The 20,467-nt window shown below is 62.6% G+C and carries 16 protein-coding genes; 9 read left to right on the top strand and 7 right to left on the bottom strand.

All coding sequences use genetic code 11. The features are described from left to right. The 9 genes from ACOI1H_RS11700 to ACOI1H_RS11660 form a co-directional block, all read left to right on the top strand. A partial coding sequence (locus ACOI1H_RS11700; protein ID WP_422437649.1) for an alpha-N-arabinofuranosidase occupies positions 1-1,472 on the top strand: 1,472 nt, incomplete at its 5' end. A gap of 3 nt (positions 1,473-1,475) precedes the next feature. Further along, entirely contained in the window at positions 1,476-2,549 is a 1,074-nt protein-coding gene (locus ACOI1H_RS11695) for an ABC transporter ATP-binding protein (protein WP_422437648.1), read from the top strand. Positions 2,550-2,634: 85 nt separating this feature from the next. Then, a complete protein-coding gene (locus ACOI1H_RS11690) occupies positions 2,635-3,909 on the top strand; it encodes an extracellular solute-binding protein (protein WP_422437646.1) in 1,275 nt (424 codons plus the stop codon). A 60-nt stretch (positions 3,910-3,969) separates the two neighbouring features. Next, positions 3,970-4,857, top strand: a complete 888-nt coding sequence (locus ACOI1H_RS11685) for a carbohydrate ABC transporter permease (protein WP_422437644.1) — start codon at positions 3,970-3,972, stop codon at positions 4,855-4,857. Then, positions 4,854-5,678 (top strand): carbohydrate ABC transporter permease, encoded by an 825-nt coding sequence (locus ACOI1H_RS11680; RefSeq protein ID WP_422437642.1) that lies wholly within the window; start codon positions 4,854-4,856, stop codon positions 5,676-5,678. Before ACOI1H_RS11685 ends, ACOI1H_RS11680 begins: the two co-directional genes overlap by 4 nt. A gap of 178 nt (positions 5,679-5,856) precedes the next feature. Next, positions 5,857-7,101 carry a M23 family metallopeptidase gene (locus tag ACOI1H_RS11675; RefSeq protein WP_422437640.1) on the top strand — a complete coding sequence of 415 codons (1,245 nt, stop codon included), beginning with the start codon at positions 5,857-5,859 and terminating at the stop codon, positions 7,099-7,101. A 193-nt stretch (positions 7,102-7,294) separates the two neighbouring features. After that, complete coding sequence (locus ACOI1H_RS11670) at positions 7,295-8,743, top strand: Ig-like domain-containing protein (protein WP_422437639.1); 1,449 nt, start codon at positions 7,295-7,297, stop codon at positions 8,741-8,743. Continuing rightward, positions 8,641-9,546 carry a lamin tail domain-containing protein gene (locus ACOI1H_RS11665; RefSeq protein WP_422437637.1) on the top strand — a complete coding sequence of 302 codons (906 nt, stop codon included), beginning with the start codon at positions 8,641-8,643 and terminating at the stop codon, positions 9,544-9,546. Before ACOI1H_RS11670 ends, ACOI1H_RS11665 begins: the two co-directional genes overlap by 103 nt. A 17-nt stretch (positions 9,547-9,563) precedes the next feature. Further along, on the top strand, positions 9,564-11,462 hold the full coding sequence (locus ACOI1H_RS11660; protein WP_422437636.1) for an ExeM/NucH family extracellular endonuclease: 1,899 nt from the start codon (positions 9,564-9,566) through the stop codon (positions 11,460-11,462). Between the two features lie 106 nt (positions 11,463-11,568). Here ACOI1H_RS11660 and ACOI1H_RS11655 read toward each other — a convergent pair whose 3' ends face one another. From ACOI1H_RS11655 to ACOI1H_RS11625, 7 genes are all read right to left on the bottom strand, one after another. Beyond that, on the bottom strand, positions 11,569-13,764 hold the full coding sequence (locus tag ACOI1H_RS11655) for a xanthine dehydrogenase family protein molybdopterin-binding subunit (protein WP_422437634.1): 2,196 nt from the start codon (positions 13,762-13,764) through the stop codon (positions 11,569-11,571). Then, a complete protein-coding gene (locus tag ACOI1H_RS11650; RefSeq protein WP_422437632.1) occupies positions 13,761-14,747 on the bottom strand; it encodes an FAD binding domain-containing protein in 987 nt (328 codons plus the stop codon). The genes ACOI1H_RS11655 and ACOI1H_RS11650 overlap by 4 nt, the downstream gene beginning before the upstream one ends. Continuing rightward, positions 14,744-15,253 (bottom strand): 2Fe-2S iron-sulfur cluster-binding protein, encoded by a 510-nt coding sequence (locus ACOI1H_RS11645; RefSeq protein WP_422437631.1) that lies wholly within the window; start codon positions 15,251-15,253, stop codon positions 14,744-14,746. Before ACOI1H_RS11645 ends, ACOI1H_RS11650 begins: the two co-directional genes overlap by 4 nt. A gap of 102 nt (positions 15,254-15,355) precedes the next feature. Next, complete coding sequence (locus ACOI1H_RS11640) at positions 15,356-15,499, bottom strand: hypothetical protein (protein WP_422437629.1); 144 nt, start codon at positions 15,497-15,499, stop codon at positions 15,356-15,358. Beyond that, complete coding sequence (locus tag ACOI1H_RS11635; protein ID WP_422437627.1) at positions 15,496-16,755, bottom strand: formate dehydrogenase subunit gamma; 1,260 nt, start codon at positions 16,753-16,755, stop codon at positions 15,496-15,498. Before ACOI1H_RS11635 ends, ACOI1H_RS11640 begins: the two co-directional genes overlap by 4 nt. After that, positions 16,752-17,348 carry a formate dehydrogenase FDH3 subunit beta gene (fdh3B, locus tag ACOI1H_RS11630; protein ID WP_422437625.1) on the bottom strand — a complete coding sequence of 199 codons (597 nt, stop codon included), beginning with the start codon at positions 17,346-17,348 and terminating at the stop codon, positions 16,752-16,754. Before fdh3B ends, ACOI1H_RS11635 begins: the two co-directional genes overlap by 4 nt. Beyond that, the gene (locus ACOI1H_RS11625) at positions 17,348-20,461 is read right to left on the bottom strand and encodes a formate dehydrogenase subunit alpha (RefSeq protein ID WP_422437623.1); all 3,114 of its coding nucleotides are present in this window, start codon (positions 20,459-20,461) and stop codon (positions 17,348-17,350) included. The genes fdh3B and ACOI1H_RS11625 overlap by 1 nt, the downstream gene beginning before the upstream one ends. Positions 20,462-20,467 lie beyond the last annotated feature (6 nt).

Genomic DNA, 20,467 nt, shown 5'->3' with positions numbered 1-20,467 from the left:
CACGCATCGACGACAGGCTCTATTCAGCATTCATCGAACACATGGGCCGCGCGATTTACGGCGGCATTTATGAGCCGGGTCACCCCAATGCCGACGCCGACGGGTTTCGTACGGACGTCCTGAAGTTCGTGCAGGACCTGAAGATTCCCGCGATCCGTTATCCAGGCGGCAACTTCGTGTCCGCCTACAACTGGGAGGACGGCATCGGGCCGAAGGACAAGCGCCCGGTGCGCCTCGATCTGGCGTGGCGGTCGAAAGAGACCAATCAGGTCGGGATCAACGAGTTCGGCAAATGGGCCGAAATGGCTGGCATCGAGATGATGTTGGCGGTCAACCTCGGCTCTCGCGGGCTAGAGGACGCGCGCAACTTCCTCGAATACGCCAATTTCAAGGGCGGCACGACCTGGAGCGACCTGCGCCGGGAACACGGCGTGGCCGACCCCTACGACGTGAAGATGTGGTGCCTTGGCAACGAGATGGATGGCCCCTGGCAGATCGGTCACAAGAAGGCGACGGAATACGGTCGTCTGGCCAACGAGACGTCGAAGGCTTTCAAGGGGTTCGATCCCAGCATCGAGACGGTGGTCTGCGGCAGTTCCAACGATGCCATGCCGACCTATCCCGACTGGGAACGGCAGGTGCTGGAGGAATGCTACGAGAACGTCGATTACATCTCGCTTCACAAGTATTACGGCAACAACAGCCGCGACACGCTGAACTTCTTCGGCAAGATCGAGGAGACGGGCCGCTACATCCAGACCATCGGCGGCGTCATCGACTACTTGAAGTCCAAGAAGCGTGCCAAGAACGATGTCCACATCTGTTTCGACGAATGGAACGTCTGGTATCACATCCGCGAACAGGACACCAAGAACATCAAGTCTTGGGACTGGCCAGAGGCACCCGCGCTGCTGGAGGAAACCTACAACTTCGAGGATGCGCTGTTCGTCGCGGGCCTGATGAACGAATTCATCCGCCGGTCGGACAGGGTCAAGATCGCGTGCATCGCGCAGCTTGTGAATGTCATCGCGCCGATCCGGGCGGAAAAGAACGGCCCGGCCTGGCGACAGACGATCTATTATCCCTATCAGTTCGCCTCGCTTTACGGGCGCGGCACGGCGTTGAACGTGGCGGTGGAATCCGAGACCTACGACTGCCGGGTCGCGGACGAGGTGAAATATCTCGACGTGGCGGGTGTGCTGGACGAGGCTGGCACGACCGTGACCCTGTTCATGCTGAACCGGCATCTGACCGAAGACGCCGATCTGGACGTGACGCTGACCGGCTTTCCGGGGGCCAAGCTGTCAGAACATCTGGTGATGGAGGGCCACGACCTGCGCACTGGCAACGACGCCCAGAACCCCGACCGCATCGTGCCGACCCGTGGGTCCGGTGTCGGTGTCGAAGACGGGAAAGTCCGTGGCAAGCTGTCGCCCCTGTCCTACCACGTCATTCGCATCGACGTGAGCTGAGGCATGGGAGTCCGACTGAACAAGGTCGCCAAAGATTTCGGAGCCATCCGCGTTATCAAGGACGTATCGATGGACATCCCGACGGGTAGCTTTGCGGTGTTCGTCGGGACCTCGGGCTGCGGCAAATCCACCTTGCTGCGCATGATCGCGGGGCTGGAGGACACGACCGACGGCGCGATCCTGATCGACGACCGTGACGTGACGCAGGTGGAACCGTCGGACCGTGGCGTTGCGATGGTGTTTCAAAGCTACGCGCTTTACCCGCATCTGACCGTGTTCGAGAATATGGCCTTCAGTCTGCGACTGGCCCGCACCAAGAAGGCAAAAGTGCAGGAGATGGTGTCAGAGGCTGCCCGCATCCTGCAACTGACCGACCATCTGGACAAGAAGCCGTCGGCCCTGTCCGGCGGGCAGCGCCAGCGGGTCGCCATCGGCCGCGCCATCGTGCGCAATCCACAAGTGTTCCTGTTTGATGAACCGCTGTCTAACCTCGATGCGGAGCTGCGGGTCGCGATGCGGCTGGAACTGACGCATTTGCACCGCAAGATCGGGGCAACGATGATCTACGTCACCCACGACCAGGTCGAGGCCATGACACTCGCTGACAAGATCGTCGTGCTGAAGGACGGAGTCGTGCAGCAGGCGGGCGCGCCGCTTGACCTGTATGACGATCCTGACAACCGCTTTGTCGCGGGCTTCATCGGATCGCCTGCGATGACCTTCATCCCCGCAAAAGTCACAGGGCGTGATGGTGGCAACCTCGTGGTGCGCACGGAAGGGTCAGAGGCGCACGAATTTCGGGCCGCCGTGGACCATGACGCCGCACCGGGCACCACGGTCAACATCGGCGTGCGACCCGAACACTGGCAGATTGCCGATGGAGGGATGCCCGTGCGGGTCGAGGTGTCAGAGGAATTGGGCGACGTGTTCTACCTTCACACAAGCCTGGCTGACGAAAGTGAGATCATCGTGGAACGCAAGGGATCGCGCGAAAGGCTGGATGGCAGGACTATCGGCATCGGGGCAGTTCCACGGCATGTCCTGGTCTTCGACACCGACGGCCAACGACTGAGATAGGCGTATCCGTCCGGGAGGGGCGGGTGCGTCGGAGGAGCGAAACCGGACCGGCAACCGTGCCGGCAGCATAATCAGGGAGGACGACATGAAACTGTTCAAGACGATTCTATCCGCCAGCGCGCTGGCGTTATGTGCGGCCCCGGCCCTTGCCCAGCAAGAGGTCATCTGGTGGGACTTTCTGGGCGGGGGCGACGGCGTGCGGATGAAGGCGCTGATCGACGGCTTCAACAGCGAACACCCCGACATCAAGATCACCGGCACGACCCTTGAATGGGGCGTCCCGTTCTACACCAAGGTCCGCACCTCTGCCGCCGTGGGTGAAGGCCCCGACGTGATGACCTATCATCTGTCCCGCACGCCCCTGGCGCTGGAAGAGGGCATCCTCAGCCCGATCACGGATGAGGATCTCGCGATTGCCGGCCTGACCAGAGAAGAATTCTTTCCAGCAGCGATCGATGCCGCAACGTCTGACGGCACCCTTTACGCTGTGCCCTTCGATATCCACGCGCTTGTGCTTTACTATAACAAGGCGCTGCTGGAGGGGACCGACTACCTTGACGCCGATGGCAATCTGACCGGCATCGAAAGCCTCGAGGATTTGAACACGGCGCTGCAATCTCTCAAGGATTCCGGTGTCGCGACCCCGCTGACCTATCAGACCGGCGGCGATGGTGGCCTGTGGCGCGTCTTTTACACGCTGCTGTCCCAGCAGGGCGGTGAATTCATCGTCGATGGAGAGGTTCTGCCCGGCGACAACGCCGACAAAGCCGCCACGGCGATTGCCACGATGAAGAACTGGCAGGAGCAGGGTTTCACCCCGGAACAGGCCGAATACGAAGCCTCGGTCGCGCTGTTCTCTTCGGGTGAATCGGCATTCCAGCTGAATGGCGTTTGGGAAGTGCCGACCTTTACCGATGCTGCAGCCAACGGCACACTTGGCTTTGACTGGGGCGCAGTCGAGATTCCGCCGCTGATGGGCGCAGAGGCGACCTGGGCGGACAGCCACGCTTTTGCCATCCCAGACGAAGGTGCCGAGACGATCTCGGGCGAGAAGCGCGCTGCGGTCATGACGGTGATCGGCTGGATGGAAGAGCACGCCATTGACTGGGCTGACGCGGGCCACATTCCCGCTTACCTGCACGTCGCCGAAAGCGAAGAATACAAGGCGATGGAGCCGAACGCGACGTATGCGTCGCTGGCCAACAACGCGGCCTTCGATCCGCCGTCACCGCTGACAGGTGTCGCCTTGCCGACCTATGACGCGGCCCTGAACATCATCGGCCCGGCGATCCACGGTTACTTCGAACCCGAAGAGGCCGTGCAGCAGATCAAGGACGATCTGACCGCAGCGATGCAATAAGACCGAACGCCCCGGCCGCCCGCGCGGCCGGGTCACTTCGCCCATCCCGGAGACCTGCCCATGGCGATGATCGAAAACCGCCGCAAGCGGAACCTGACGGCCCTGTCGCTGGTCGCACCATTCGTGATCGTCTTCAGCGTATTCTTCTTTTATCCGACGCTGAAGATGGTGCAGCTCAGTTTTACCAATGCGCCGCTGATCGGCGCGGGTGAATGGGTCGGTTTCGACAACTACATCCGGCTGGCCAGCGACCGGCTGTTCAAGACATCGGTCTGGAACAATGCCTACTTCATCCTGCTGACTGTGGTGCCCACGACTGCCATTGCGTTGACCATTGCCCTGATGATCAATCGGCTGAAGGGCGGTATGCAGGCGTTCATCATGGTGCTGTTCTTTCTGCCTTACGTCCTGCCGGTGTCGGTCGTCACGCAGATTTGGGCTTGGATGCTGGATTTCCAGTATGGTGTCCTGCAGCCCGCGATCGCGGCGATCACCGGCGAGGCGGTGGCCGTGTTCAAGGACCCCGAGTGGGTCATGCCCGTCATCGCCGCCATCACGATCTGGTGGACCACCGGTTTCAACGTGCTGCTGTTCATCGCGGGCCTGCGCAATGTCCCAGCCGAATTGTATGAGGCATCGGCCCTGGACGGTGCCACCCGCTGGCAGCAGTTCACCCGCGTCACCTGGCCCTTGATCTGGCCGGTGACCGCCCTTGTCCTGACGCTGCAACTGATCCTGCAACTCAAGATCTTCGACCAGATCTATCTGCTGAGCGCCGGTGGGCCGTTCAATTCGTCCTACGTCCTGCTGATGCAGGTCTACCGTGAGGCGTTCCAGTTGAACCACGGCGGCTACTCCTCGGCCATCGCGACGGTGCTGTTCGTGCTGATCGCCGTGGTGTCGGTCTTTCAGTTCCAACTTCTCCGCATCGGAAGGTCGCGTCGATGAACATCCGTCGTCTCGAAAATAGCGTCCTGACCGGGGTGACGGTGATCGCGGCAATGGTCTGGGTCTTTCCGCTCTATTGGGCGTTGGTCACGTCGCTGCGATCCGAAAGCCGCGTCGTTGCGCGCCCCGGTCTGCTGCCTGACGAATTTAACATCGGCAACTATGCGGATGCGCTGTTCAACACGCAGTTGCTGACCTGGTACATCAACTCGGTCGGCACTGCGTTCATCGTGACCGCTGTCGTGATCGTCATCAGCATGATGTGCGCCTACGCGCTGTCGCAGATCAATTTTCCGGGGCGTCGGCTGCTATATCTGATCGTGCTGGCCAGCTTCATGATCCCGTCTCAGGCGTTGGTCGTGACGCAGTTCATCCTGATGGACCAATTCGGGCTGATCAACACCTGGGGCGGCATCATCCTGCCGCAGCTGATCGTGCCGGTCACGATCATCGTCTACAAGCAGTTCTTCGACTCCGTTCCCCGAGAGATGCGCGAGGCCGCGGTGCTGGACGGCGGCGGCGACTATGCAATCCTGTTCAAGCTGTTCCTGCCGCTGAACTGGGGGATCACGACCGCGCTGGCCATTGTAACCTTCATCGGGGTCTGGAACGCTTTCTTCTGGCCCTTTCTCGTCATCACGTCAGAGGACATGATGACCATTCCCGTCGGGATCACGCAGGTCAACGACGCATTCGGGCTGGCCTATGCCCGTCTGATGTCGGTGGCGCTGCTGGCTGCGCTGCCGGTCGTGCTGGCCTACCTGATCTTTCAACGCCGCGTGACCGAGGCGGTGATGATCTCCTCCGGTGTGAAGGGTTAGCGTTTTGTGAAAAGTGAACCGTGGACCCGGCCACGTAGCGTGGCGGGGTTCTGCCGGTTTATCTCCACCTCCCTTGCAAAATGGGGTCGGGGGCTTCAATAAGCGCGAGCGTGGATCTTGCGAGGCACGCGACGTAGCGGGTGGCAGGATGTTGATCAGGTTAAGATACTGGACAGCCATGCTCGTCGCCGGCAGCGTGGCCCTTGGCATCGTCTTGCACATGGACAGCGAGGCCGGAGGCGCGGTGTCGTCAGCGGGAAAGGCCGATGTTGCCACGCAGCAGGACCGACCGTCGGTGCGGAATGGCGCAGCGGCGAACCCGATCCCGACCAACCCCGCACCGGCCAAAGACCTGATCACCTGGACCGGGGTCGTGGCACCCGGTGACAGCCTGTCGGGGCTTCTGGCGCAGGCGGGACTCGATACCGATCAGATTCGTGAGGTGACCGGTGCCCTGGGGTCCGCGTTCGACCTGCGTCGGCTGCAACCGGGGCACAGCCTTGCCCTGACCTTGGCCGACGATGGCGACCCGGACACGGTGACCCTGGAAATCGAGGACGGATCGCGCATCCAGGCCACATTCGGCGATGCACCCACCGTTCAGAAGCTGGCCCCACGGCTTGACAGCATCCGCCGTGCCGGCGAGGCGACAGTGGGCAGTTCCATCTATGCCGCATTGGACCGTGCCGGTATTCCGACACGCTTTGCGACCGACCTTGAACTGATCCTGGCAGAGACGTTCGATCTGCGCACACGGTTGAGTGGCGGCGAACATTTTCGCCTGATGTGGCGGGAACATCGATCCGGCGACCGCGTGGTCGGAGATCCGACCATCGACTTTGCGCAGCTTGATCTTGCCGACGGGCGCTACGACATCCTTTGGCCGGACGACACGTCCCGGCGGACCCGGATATTCAAGGATGGTCGTCTGATCCAGACGTTTGACCAACCGATCAGGGGCGCGCGGCTCAGCTCGTCCTTTGGCCTGCGGATGCACCCGGTGCACGGAACGATGCGGATGCACAGTGGTCTGGATTTCGCTGCGGACCAAGGTGCCGTCGTCGAGGCGACGCAAGCGGGCAAGGTGGCCTTCATGGGTGAGCGCAGCGGCTATGGAAACATCGTGGAAGTGGATCATGGCAACGGTGTCCAGACCCGCTATGCCCACCTGAGTGCGCTGGACGAAGACCTGCGCGTGGGTCAGCGGGTCGCCGCCGGGACCGAGCTTGGCCTTGCGGGATCGACCGGCACATCGACCGCCCCGCACCTGCACTATGAAATTCGCGTCGACGGTAAACCTGTCTCTCCGCTCGCGGATGAACGGTTAACGGGGACGGGCAGTCAGGGACGCGCGGCCCGATCGCCGGTGCTCGTTCACGACATGGAAAGTGCGCTGGACAAGCTGCTGGCTTCGAACGGGTAGGGTGTGGTCAAGCAACCTCTGCGAAGCCAGCATGCCAAAAGGACGTCAAAAAAGAGGCAAAAGCTGCGATAATTTGGCATGGATCAGGTTTTTCGCTGCTCTACCGCCAGTTGCCGCAACGGCAACGACGATCTGTTACAATCGCCATGTTGAATTTTTGCGAATGAAAAATGTCTAGCAGGGGCTGCTCATCATGTCGAAATTTTTCAAGATCGGTCTGTTTTTTGGTGGCTTCGGCGCTGATAAAATCACCGGATCAAATCGGAACGATGTCATCTTTGGTGGTACCGGCGGCGACCGGATCGATGCGCGCGCAGGAAACGATATCGTCTTTGGCGGCTTCGGCAATGATACCATTCTGGGCGCGGCTGGCAGCGATACCATCTTTGGCGGCTTCGGCCAGGACACGGCCGCCTTTGAAGGCGGCGTCGATGACTATCTGATCACCGTCAAGCCTGCGCGCGGCTTCAGCTCCGTCCAAGCCACGGTGACGGACGCAGATGGCGACACGGACCGTCTGCACAGCGTCGAATCGCTTTATTTCGCCGCCGATGACTATGTCGCCGACCTGACCGGGCGTAACAACGCGGTGCTGGCCCGGGACGATGTCGCCGGCACCAGTGCGGATGCGCCGATTGTCCTGACCGGGCTGACCGCGAACGACTTCGATTTCGATCGCGACACCCTGACGATCACGTCCATCGACACATCTGACCTTGTGGGCAGCGCGACGCTGAACGCCGACGGCAGCATCGCCTATGATGCGATGGGTCTTTTCGACAGCCTGAAAGACGGCGAGACTGCGACGACCACGCTGTCCTATACGGTGACGGACGGGCGCGGCAGCAATGATACCGCGTCGGTCACGATCACGGTAACGGGCGTGAACGATGCGCCGAGTCTAGCCTTGGCCGACACCCTGATCTTGGAGAACGGCACCGACGTCCTGACCGCAGCGGCCACCGACGTGGACGGCGACGCAGTGACCTACAGCATCTCGGGCACCGACGCGGCCTTGTTCGTGATCGACCCCGCCACCGGCGTGCTGTCCTTTGCCGAGGCCCCCGACTTCGAGGCACCGGCGGACGCAGACGGCGACAATGTCTATGATCTGAGCGTCACGGCCACGGACACCGGCGGGCTGTCCAGCACGGCAGACGTCAGCGTCACCGTGGCGGATGAAGACGAAGCCACAGCTTACATCAACGAGATTCACTACGACAATGCCGGTGGCGACGTGGGTGAGTTCATCGAGGTCGCAGGGCCGGTCGGCACCGATCTGGCCGGCTGGTCGCTGGTCCTTTACAACGGCAATGACGGGTCAGTTTACGGCACGTCCCCGTTGTCGGGCATCCTGACGGGTGATGGTGCGCTGGGCTTTGCGACCGTCAGCTATCCTGCCAACGGCTTGCAGAACGGATCGCCTGACGGCGTGGCGCTGGTGAATGCCAGCGGTACGGTCGTCGAATTCCTGTCCTACGAAGGGACGCTGACCGCCACCGCAGGGCCAGCCGCGGGTAGACCTCTGTGGATATCGGCGTGGTCGAAGGCAGCGACACACCTGTCGGTTTCTCGCTGGCGCGGCAGGCGGACGGCACCTGGGCCGCCCCGGCCCCGGCCACTCCCGGCGCGGACAACGTGACACCGCCCGCGCCGCAAATCACGGCCTTCATCAACGAAATCCACTATGACAACGACGGTGCCGATGTCGGAGAGTTCGTCGAGATTGCAGGCCCATCGGGCGGCGACCTGACGGGCTGGACGCTGGTGGCCTACAACGGCAACGGCGGCGGGGCCTACAACACCGTCGCACTGACAGGCGCATTGTCCTCTGACGCGGGGCAGGGCTACTACGTCGCAGATTTCACGGGTCTTCAGAACGGCGCACCAGACGGTCTGGCGCTGGTCGACCCGACCGGCAAGGTGGTCGAATTCCTGTCCTACGAAGGCACCTTTACCGCAACCGATGGCCCGGCCGCCGGCCTGATTTCCACCGACATCGGCACCGCCGAAGTCGGCGACGAGGCACCCGGCCTGTCTTTGCAACGGCTGGACGACGACACTTGGACGGCACCCACGGCAGAAACGCGCGGCACCGACAACACACCCGACGTCGCCACGGTCATCAACGAGATCCACTACGATAACGCCGGCACAGACACCGGCGAATTCATCGAGGTCGCGGGGGCTGCCGGTGCCGATCTGACCGGTTGGTCGCTTGTCCTCTACAATGGTGGCAACGGTGCCAGCTACAACACCATCGCACTGGACGGCACGCTGAGCGGCACGTCGGGGCAAGGGTTCCTGACGGTGAACCTGCCTGCCAACGGCTTGCAGAACGGGTCGCCCGACGGGATCGCGCTGGTCGATGCCGGCGGCACTGTCGTAGAATTCCTGTCCTATGAAGGCCAGATGACTGCGACGAATGGCCGGCGGCTGGTCTGACCTCTTCCGACATCGGCGTGGTCGAGGATGGCAGGGATGCGCCGGGTCTGTCGCTGCAAAGGCAGGCCGACGGCACCTGGACCGGTCCCGGCGCGCAGACGCCGGGGGCCGCGACCGGCACGGTCGCCCCGCCGCCACCGCCACCGACCGAAACGACACTCATCTCGACCATTCAGGGCGACGGCTTTGCCAGCGCGCTGGTCGGACAGAACGTTCAGGTCTCTGCCGTCGTCACGATGGTCGCTGCCAATGGCTTCTACCTGCAGGAAGAAGACGCCGACGCGGACGGCAACGCGGCGACGTCCGAAGGCATCTTTGTCTTTACAGGCGACACGCCCGGCGTGACGGTATCCTACGCGGTGTCGGTCATCGGCACTGTCGCGGAGTTCAACGGCTCTACCCAGTTGACCGACGCGACGTTCGACATCATCGGCCCACTGGCCAATCTGCCGACAGCGGCCGGGTTGTCGCTACCCTTCGGTGACGACGCGACACTGGAATCCGTCGAGGGCATGCGCGTGTCGCTGGACACCGGAACCCCTGACGCGCCGCTGCAAGTGATCGAAACCTTCGAACTTGGCCGCTTTGGCGAGATCGTGGTGTCCGAGGGCGCGCAATTCCAGCCGACACAGCTTTACGATGCGCAGACGGAAGCGGCTGAGATCGCGGCCCTTCAGGCGGCGAATGCCGCCAACCGTCTGACCATCGACGATGGCAATTCTGCGCAGAACCCGACGTCCTTCGGCTACATTCCCAATGCGACGGACGGAGACAACGGCAACGGATACCTTGATATCGGCGATGATCTGTCCGCCGGTGGCACCCTGCGCATCGGGGCGGAAATCACCGCGCCTGTGACCGGCGTGATGACCTATGCCTTCGGTGAATACAAACTGGTGGCCGACAGCATCCTGCAAATCGACGAGACGACGAATACGCTGGCCCGCGAACCTGCGCCGGAAGATGTCGGCGGCACGTTGCAGGTCGCCAGCGTCAACGCGCTGAACTTCTTCACGACGTTGAACGAACGCGGTGCCACCACGCCAGAGGATCTGCTGCGCCAGACCGAGAAGCTGGTCAACGCCATCACCGCGCTGGATGCAGACGTCATCGGCCTGCAAGAGATCGAGAACAACGGCTTTGGCGACGGATCGGCCATAGCGACGCTGGTTGACGCCCTGAACGACCGTGCGGGTGCAGAGGTTTACGCCTTTGTCGATCCGACCGGCACCGGAGCCGAAATCGGCACCGACGCGATCACCACCGGCCTGATCTACCGCATCGACGCGGTCAACGTGGTGGGATCGGGCATCCTCGACTATACGCCAGAGGGTGAGAGCCAGCAGAACCGTCCGACCGTCGCGGCGGCCTTCGAGGATATGAACGGCGAAGTCGTGACCATCGCCGTCAACCACTTCAAGTCCAAGGGTGGCACCGGCACCGGCGATGATGCGGATATCGGCGACGGTCAGGGCAACTTCAACGCGACCCGCACCGATGCGGCGAACCAGTTGACCGCCTGGTTGGCCAGCGACCCTTTCGGGCTGGACGATCCCGACTACCTGATCATCGGCGACCTGAACGCCTACGGCAAGGAAGACCCGGTGCAGGCGATCGAGGCGGCTGGCTATACCAGTCTTCTGGACAGCCTGATCGGCGCGGATGCGTTCAGCTATACCTTCGACGGACAGCGCGGTGCGCTGGACCAGGCGCTTGCCAGCGGATCGCTGACCGATCAGGTGACGGGGATCACCGAATGGCACATCAACTCGCTTGAGCCGAGCTTTCTGGGCTATTCGTCGGAATTCGACGATCCGGCGTGGTTCAACGGGTCCGATCCCTATTCCGCATCGGATCACGATCCGCTGCTGATCGGCCTGCAACTTGGCACCACGGCGGACATGAACAGCGTCTGACGACACTGTCGCACCGGTCGACTTTGCAGATTTTTATTTCTGCGTCGGCCGGGACACGATTGCCTTGACCCCGCAGCCCGACAATTTCGGGCTACGGGATTGTGTGTCAGAGGTCAGGCAGACCCGGCAAGATCTTGTCCATCGTTGCCGGCAGATCGCGGACGCGCACGCCGGTCGCATCAAAAATTGCATTGACGATGGAGGCCCCCGCCCCGCAGATGCCCAGCTCTCCGATACCCTTGGCCTGCATCGGGTTGGCGTAGGGGTCACGTTCGTGAAGGAAGTTGACCGTCAATTGCGGCACGTCCGCGTTCACCGGGATGTGGTATTCCGCAAGGTCGCGGTTCACGAGGTGGCCGTCGCGGGCGTCGTGGATCAGCTCTTCGGTCAGGGCCATCCCGATGCCAAAGGTCATGCCGCCCAGACACTGCGACCGCGCGGTTTTCGGGTTCAGGATGCGCCCTGCGGCAAAGCTGCCGTGCATGCGGCGCACGCGCGCCTCTCCGGTCACACAATTCACACCCACCTCTGCGAAGAAGGCACCGAAAGTTGCCTGACGGACCGCCGTCATGGTTTCGCCGGGCTCGATCTCGCCCTCGGCAATCATCGGCGCGTCGCCGATCAGGTCGGACAGCGGCGTCTGCTGGTTGGCAGCGGTCGCGATCCCGTCCTTCAGGGTCAGGTCGCCCTCGTCACAGCCCAGCTTTTTCGCGATGTCCTGCCGCATCTTCTCGCACGCGAGGAACACCGATGATCCGGCGGATGACGCGCCCCATGACCCGCCAGAGCCTGCGGATTCGGGCAGGTCGCTGTCGCCCAGTCGCGTTTCGATCTTGTCCTGACTGACGCCCAGCAACTCGCCCGCGATCTGGGTGAGGATCGCATAGGTGCCGGTGCCGATGTCGGTCATGTCGGTTTCGATCAGGACCGTGCCATCGGGGTTCAATGTCACGCGGGCGGCGGATTTGCCGATCATGTTGACCCTGACGGCGGATGCCATGCCGTAGCCGATCAGCCAGTCGCCATCCGACCGACCCTTTTCACGGTCGGCCCACCCAAAGGATTGCGCCCCGTCGTCCAATGCGTCCTCCAACTTATGAGAGGAAAAGGCGCGTCCGTCGCTGGGGTCCTGTTCGGGGATATTCCGGCGACGCAACTCGACCGGGTCGATGCCGCTGGCAACCGCCAGCTCGTCCATCGCGATTTCCAGCGCGGTGATGCCCACAGCCTCGCCCGGCGCACGAACCGACCCGGCGCAGGTGGAATTCACGCGCACGATCTCAATGCCCGTCTCGCGGTTCTCGCCGCGATACAGGAAAGGCGTCGCCTGCGTCACGGGTTCGGAAAAAGACTCGTCCGGCAATTGCGACACGCGGGCGATGTGACCGATGCCGGTCAGCAGCCCTTCAGCGTCAGCCGCGAGGCGGAAATGCTGCACCGTCTCGGACCGGCGCATCGTCGCCTCGAACACTTGTTGACGCGACATCATCACCGACACCGGCACGCCCAGTTCACGCGACGCCAGCGCGGCCGTGACCGCATCGGGTGATATGCCCAGCTTCGACCCGAAACCGCCGCCGACGTAAGGCGATTTCATATGCACCGCCTTGGGCGAAATGCCGACCGCATCCGCGATCTCGTTCTTGTTGTACTTCAACATCTGAGAGCTTGAGCGGACGAAAAGCTGATCGCCGGCCCACCAGGCCACGGCGGTATGCGGCTCCATCGGGGCAGAGCTATGGCCCGGCGTCGTGTAGGTCCGGTCGACGGTGAAGGCCGCGTCCTGCATCGCTGCATCGAGGTCGCCCTGCGACGTCTGCTGATCCTTCGGACGCTCGACGGCGATATCGTCGGCGTGCGGGTCCGTGACCGCCTTTCCGAGCGTCATCTGAAGTTCCAACGCTTGGGCACCGTGGCGCGCCTGTTCAAACGTTTCGGCCACGACAAGGGCTATCGGCTGACCGATGTAATAGATCTCGGACGAACCCTGCACCGGTGCCTCGTTTGCCGTGCCCTGTGCGGGATTGCGGGGAAACTTGTCGCCCCACATCACCGCCTTCACGCCGGGCAGGCTTTCGACCGCTTCGGCCAGAACGCCATCCAGCGTGCCGCGCGCGATGGTCGCACGGGCCAGAACGCCATGCAGCATGGCGGGCTGGTGATCCTCGTGGGCGTAGGTCGCGGTGCCTGTCACTTTCAGCGGACCGTCAGGGCGGTCCATGCCGGTGGACAACAGCCCCTGCGCCATGTCGTCCAGACGGTTGCGGTGATCGGGCTTGTCCATCTTGTGATGAATGGTCATGCGGTGTCCTTTCCGCAAAGTTCGGTCAGTGTGGCAATCAGCGTCCGCTTCGTCAGTGGCACTTTGAATGCGTTGTCGCGGCGCGGGGCGGCGTCGGCCAGCAAGATATCGGCGGCGCGGGCAAAGGTGTCCTTTGTCGCGGTCTGGCCTTTCAGCGCCGCCTCGCAGTCTGCATCGCGCCATGGCTGTGATCCGATGCCGCCAAATGCGAGAGCGACGTCCCCGATTGTATCGCCGTCCATCTGGACCCGTGCCGCGACCGACACCATTGCAAAGGCGTAGGATGCGCGGTCGCGTACCTTGCGATAGGTTTGCTGACCCACGGGTGCCGCCGGCAACAGGACGGCTGTGATCAGGTCGCCCGATTTCAGCACCGTCTCGATATGCGGCGTGTCGCCGGGCAGAGTGTAGAAGTCGGATAGCGGAACGGTTCGCACTTCACCGCGCGAGGATTCGACCTCCACCTCGGCGTCCAGCATCCGCATGGCAACGGCCATGTCGCTGGGGTGGCTCGCGATGCAATGTTCACTGGTGCCCAGGATGGCGTGCAGCCGCGTGGCACCGTCCATCGCCTGACACCCGGTGCCGGGCTCACGCTTGTTGCAGGGCATGGCCGTGTCGTAGAAATAATAGCACCGCGAGCGCTGCAACAGGTTGCCGCCGGTCGTCGCCTTGTTGCGCAACTGGCCAGAGGCACCGGACAGCAAGGCCAGCGACAGCGCCGGATAATCGGCGCGGACGGTCCGGTCGGCCGCAAGGTCTGAATTCGACACCAGCGCGCCGATGCGCAGACCGCCGTCGTCGGTGCGGTTAATCGTTTTCAGGTCCAGCCGGTTGATGTCGACCAGTGCGTCGGGAGCCATGACCTCCAGCTTCATCAGGTCCAGAAGGTTGGTGCCACCGGCGATGATGACCCCCCCGACCGAGGCGATTTCGGTCGCGTGGGACGTATCGGTGGCGCGGATATAGTCGAAGGGTTTCATGCGTCACCCTTTCCCGCCGCATCGCGGATGGCGTCGACAATGTTGGGATAGGCGGCGCAGCGGCACAAATTGCCGGACATGCGTTCACTGATTTCCTCGGGCGTCAGGTCATAGTCGCCGTCCAGCGATGCGCTGACGTGACTGGGCCAGCCGTCCTTGACCTCTTGCAGCATGGCCGTCGCGGAACAGATCTGGCCGGGGGTGCAGTAGCCGCATTGATAGCCGTCATGCTTGACGAAGGCAGCCTGCAGGTCGGACAGGTTGCCGGGCTGTCCCAGCCCCTCGATCGTGGTGATCTCATCGCCGTCATGCATGCAGGCGAGGCTGAGACACGAGTTGATCCGCCGTCCGTTGACGATGACGGTGCATGCCCCGCATTGACCGTGATCGCAGCCCTTCTTGGTGCCGGTCAAGTCAAGGTGGTTGCGCAGGGCGTCCAGCAGGGTCGTCCGGCTGTCGGCGTCAAGGTCATGCGCCGTGCCGTTGATCGTAAGGCTCGTCTTCATCGGGCCATCCTTCGTTGGGAATGTCGGGGGCAGACGGTGTCTGCTGCTCTCCCCTCCAACCCACCGTGCCGCGACGTGGTTCCCTGCGAATACCGGCCTGCGTCAATCCGGCAATTGTTCCTCATGCAGATGCAGGTTCGGCTGGTCGAAGCGTTCGGTCATCGCGACCGTCCCGGCCTGCAGGCCAAGATAGGTCAGCGCGGCCAGAACCACCGCCGTCACGCCACCGATGCCAAAGGCCATCATGGTAGGTCCCTCCCGCCGCGTCCCTCGATCCGGGCCAGCCAGAGTTCATGGTGTTCCTTGGCCCAATTGCGGTCCACACGGCCGCCCCACATCGCCCAGAACGCGCCCTGCATGCCCACTGTGCCGATGTAGATGTGTCCGATGAAGATCGCGATCAGTAACAGGCCCACGACCGCATGGACCAACATGGCCCATGACAGCGTGCCGAGCGTCGCCCAGTAATAGGGAAACATCAGCGTGACACCTGACGCGACCATCAGCGCGCCGCCCAGGACGGCGGACCAGAAGATCAGTTTCTGTCCGGCATTGAATTTCTTGGCAGGCGGGTTCGGACCACCGTCCGTCGCCATGCCGCCCAGCACACGCAGCCAGTGCAGATCGCGCCTCTCAGGGATGTTCCGACGAATCCAGAGGACTGCCATCAGCACGATGCCGATGGCGAACGACGGAAAGAACATCATGTGTCCCCATGTCGATATCCACCCCGCCATCCCAAGGACCTGTTCGCCGAATGGAGCCAGCAGCGTGGTGCCGAAGGCGATGGTCAATCCCGTCAACGCCAGCGCAATAAAGCTGAGCGACGTCATCCAATGCACCGTGCGTTCGAACAGGTTGAACCGCTTGACCGTCACGCCGCTGCGCCCGTGCGCAATCGGCACGCGGCCGCGCACGGCCAGGATCAGCGCCAGAAGGAATCCCATGCCAAGGATCGCCATTGCGCCCAGATGCGTCGCGATGTCTGCAATCCCCAACCGCCAGTCGCGCGCGAAGGGGCGTTCGAACAGGGCTGCATTCGGATAGGGCAGGGACGAAATGCCGACGATACGCTGCGCCGGACGCTGGATCGCACCGGTGTCGTCGCCATAGATCGACCAGCTTTCGGTGTACTTGCCGCCGTCGTCCATCGGCGCGGTCGTCATCATCGTGTTTGGCACGACACTGTAATCGGGTCGCGGCTCATCCGGGGCGGGGCCGGTCTGGTAGCGTTCCGCCTGAAGCGTGGTGCGATCGGCCAACGTCATTCCGGTCAGCAGGCCACTGGCCGTGTCCTGCATGCCCATGTCACGGCCTTCATAGGTGGCGACGCCCCAGCGGACTTCCGGGACCGTCCGGGTATCGCCGAAGAAGATGAAATAGACCTGTAGGATCAAGGCTAGGAAAAGGACGGCGGCCACGATGCCGCCCCAGATGCGATAGCGGACGAAATCGCGCCCGTGGACAATCACCTCGTCACCCATTGGCACCTCGTTGCTCATGCGTCCTGCTCCGGATAATACGCGGTTTTCCAGCCCCAAGCGCCCGATCCAAACCCGCGTGCGACGACCCGTTCGCGGTAGATTTCGCCAATGACCTCACCGTCGCCCGCCAGAAGGGCGCGTGTCGAACAGACCTCGGCGCAGATCGGCAGTTTGCCTTCCGCGATGCGGTTTCGGCCATATTTGGCGAACTCCGCCTCCGACCCGTTCTCCTCTGGGCCGCCGGCGCAGTAGGTGCATTTGTCCATGATGCCGCGCGTGCCGAACAGGGTCGCGCGCGGAAACTGCGGCGCGCCGAAGGGGCAGGCGTAGAAGCAGTAGCCGCATCCGATGCAGGTATCCTTGTCGTGCAGCACCACCCCGATGTCGGTCTGATATAGCGTGCTGACCGGACAGACAGCGACGCAGGGTGCATCGGTGCAATGCATGCAGGAAATGGCTACGGACTTCTCGCCCGGTTCACCGTCATCGATGGTGACGACGCGCCGCCGCACCATGCCCCACGGGACCTCGTGTTCGTTCTTGCACGATGTCGCACAGGCATTGCATTCGATGCAGCGGTCCGTGTCGCAAAGGAATTTCAAACGTGCCATCAGACAGCCTCGATTCGGCAGAGTGTCGCCTTGGTTTCTTGCATTTGTGTAACGATATCATAGCCATAGGTCTGAATCGTGTTCGCCGCCTCGCCAAAGACGTAGGGTTCGGTTCCCGCCGGGTATTTCGGTGTCAGGTCCTCGCCCATCCAGAACCCGGCAAAGTGGAACGGCAGGAACACTGTCCCCTCGCCCACCCGGCGTGTCACCATCGCCTTGACCTTGATCCGGCCATTCGGTGATGCCACCCAGCAATCGTTGCCATCGGTCACACCGGCGCGGCCGGCGTCGGCCGGGTTGATCTCGACAAACATCTGTTGCTGGAATTCGGCCAGCCAGCGGTTCGACCGAGTCTCGTCGCCGCCGCCCTCGTATTCGACCAACCGACCAGAGGTCAGCTGGATCGGGAAATCCTTTGAATAATCGATGGCCTGGATGCTTTCATACAGGACAGGAACCCGCCATTTGCGCTGATCCTCGTAGGTCTTGTAGTCCGGCAAAAGATCGCGCCGCGCGGTCAGCAACGGCTCTCGGTGTTTCGGGATCGGATCGGGGAAGGTCCAGACAACGCACCGCGCCTTGCCGTTGCCATATGGGGCCAGCCCGTGCGCGATCATCACCCGCTGGATGCCGCCAGACAAGTCGGTCTTCCAGTTCACGCGCTGGATCTTGTCGCGCAGGCTCGCGCCATCGGGAGTCTTGTCCTGCGGATTGTCGGCCAGGTAGGCTTCGATCGCGGTCAAGGCATTTTCGGGATAGTCACCGAACAGTCGCACGACGCTGTCCGGGTCAGTTTGCACGGTGTCGCCATCCGCGCCGCCCCAGCTTTCGTCGATGACATCGGGGCTTTCGCCTGACCCTTGCAGCGATGCAAGCGTCAGCCTGTCCATCACATCCTGAGCATCCTCCTCGGTCATGGTCAGCATGTCGTGTCGGAACCGGTCAGCGCCGATGCTGATGATGATGAGCCGTTCCTTGGCCGTCAGTTCATCCGACCACCCAAGCGCGTCGATCATGCCCAGCGTGCCTTCGGGATAGCCGTCGGAGATGGCGGAGTCCGGCGTCCAGCTATCCTCGGCCAGAAGGTTCTCGCCTTCATGCTCGACACCCCAGCGGGCGCGGAACGGCAGGCCGCCGTCGGCCACCGATTTGGAGGCGTCGTACAGGATCGGTGTCCCCGGATGCCCTTCCTTTGCATTGCCCCAGGCGGGCCAGGGCAAGCAGTAATAATCACCCAAGACCGGCTCCGACATGCCCTTCAGCGTGATGGAATCGAACTTGTCCTGATGCTGCATGTGCAGCTTCAGTCGCTCCGGGCTTTGCGCCGTATAGCCGATGGTCCAAGTGCCGGCGTTGATCTCGCGCAGCATGTCCTCTGCGATAGGTTCGTTGTTCACCACGCCGATATGCTTGAACATCTCGTCCGCAAAGCCGAAGGCCTGCGCGAACAGATAGGTGATCTCGTAATCGCTCTTCGCCTCGAACAGGGGATCGAAGACCTTGTCGCGCCATTGCACCGACCGGCTGGAATTGGTGACAGTGCCGTGGATCTCCGCCGTCGACGACGCAGGCAGCAGATAGACGTTGTCGGTCTTGTCCGACATGATTGCCACCTGCGTCGGATGCGGGTCGATCACGCACAACACGTCCACCTTGTCCAGCGCCGCGCGTTGCTCCGGTCCGCGGGTGATCGAATTGGCGGCATGCCCCCAGAAGATCATCGCCTTGACGGGGTTGGGCTGGTCCAGGTTCTCGGCAGGTTCGAGGATCGCGTCCATGTAGCGCGACAACGCCATGCCTTCCTTGTTCATCAACTCCTGCGAGGCGAACCGCCCCTGCATCCAGGCGTAGTCCACGTCCCAGACGCGGCACCAATGCTTCCACGCACCTTCGTCCAACCCGTAGTAGGCGGGCAGGGTGTCGCAGGACACGCCCATGTCGGTCGCTCCCTGCACATTGTCATGCCCGCGAAAGATGTTGGCCCCGCCACCAGACTTGCCGATATTGCCAAGCACCAGTTGCAGGATCGACGCCGCACGCGTCTTGGAACTGCCAACGGTGGATTGGGTCAGGCCCATGCACCAGATCAGCGTGCCAGGGCGATTTTCGGCAATGGTCCGGGCGACCCTTGCGGTCTGTTCCGGCGGGATGCCCGACACCCGCTCGACCTCTTCCAGCGTCCAGCGCTCGACCTCTTCGCGGATCTGGTCCATGCCCCAGACGCGTTGCTTGATGTATTCCTTGTCCTCCCACCCCTGCACGAAGATTTCGCGCACCAGGCCCATCATGAAGGCGATGTCGGCACCGGGACGGATGCGGACGTATTCGTCGGCATGGGCGGCGGTCCGGGTAAAACGGGGATCGACGACGATCATCTTCGCGCCATTCTCTCGGCCGGCCAATACGTGCAGCGTCGATACCGGATGCGCCTCGGCCGGGTTGCCGCCGATGATGAGGATGCTTTTCGCGTTGCGGATGTCGTTGAAAGTGTTTGTCATGGCACCATAGCCATAGGTGTTCGCCACCCCGGCCACGGTCGTCGAATGGCAGATGCGCGCCTGATGATCGACGTTGTTCGTCCCCCAGAAGGCCGCCAGCTTGCGAAAGATGTAGCTTTGTTCGTTGCTGTATTTCGCGGACCCCAGCCAGTAGACGGAGTCCGGGCCGAACTCGTCGCGGATGCCCAGCAGTTTCTCTCCCAGCTCCGCAATGGCCTGATCCCAAGAGATGCGGACCCATTCGCCCGCCACTTTCTTCATCGGGTATTTCAGCCGCCGTTCGCCGATGGCGATCTCCCGCATCGCAGCGCCCTTGGCGCAATGCGTCCCCTGATTGATCGGCGACTCAAAGGCTGGCTCCTGACCGACCCAGACGCCATTCTGGACCTCGGCCCACAGAGAGCAGCCGACCGAACAGAACTGGCAAATGGTCTTGTGGTAGGTGGTGCCAATGTCCGGCACCGCAGCCGTCTGGGCCTGCGCGACCCGCCCGGCGGTACCGCCGACCGACCCCAGCGCCAGCCCGGCCAGTCCGGAATTGCGCAGGAATTCCCGCCGTGACGTGCCGGACTTCAGGTGCGGCGTGGTGGTCTGTGTCGTGCGGCGGCGCAGCATCGCAGT

This window comes from Loktanella sp. DJP18 (assembly GCF_049310965.1).
GTDB lineage: Bacteria > Pseudomonadota > Alphaproteobacteria > Rhodobacterales > Rhodobacteraceae > Loktanella.
Note: the sequence above shows the minus strand (reverse complement) of the source record. Positions and strands in the feature narration are given on the sequence as shown.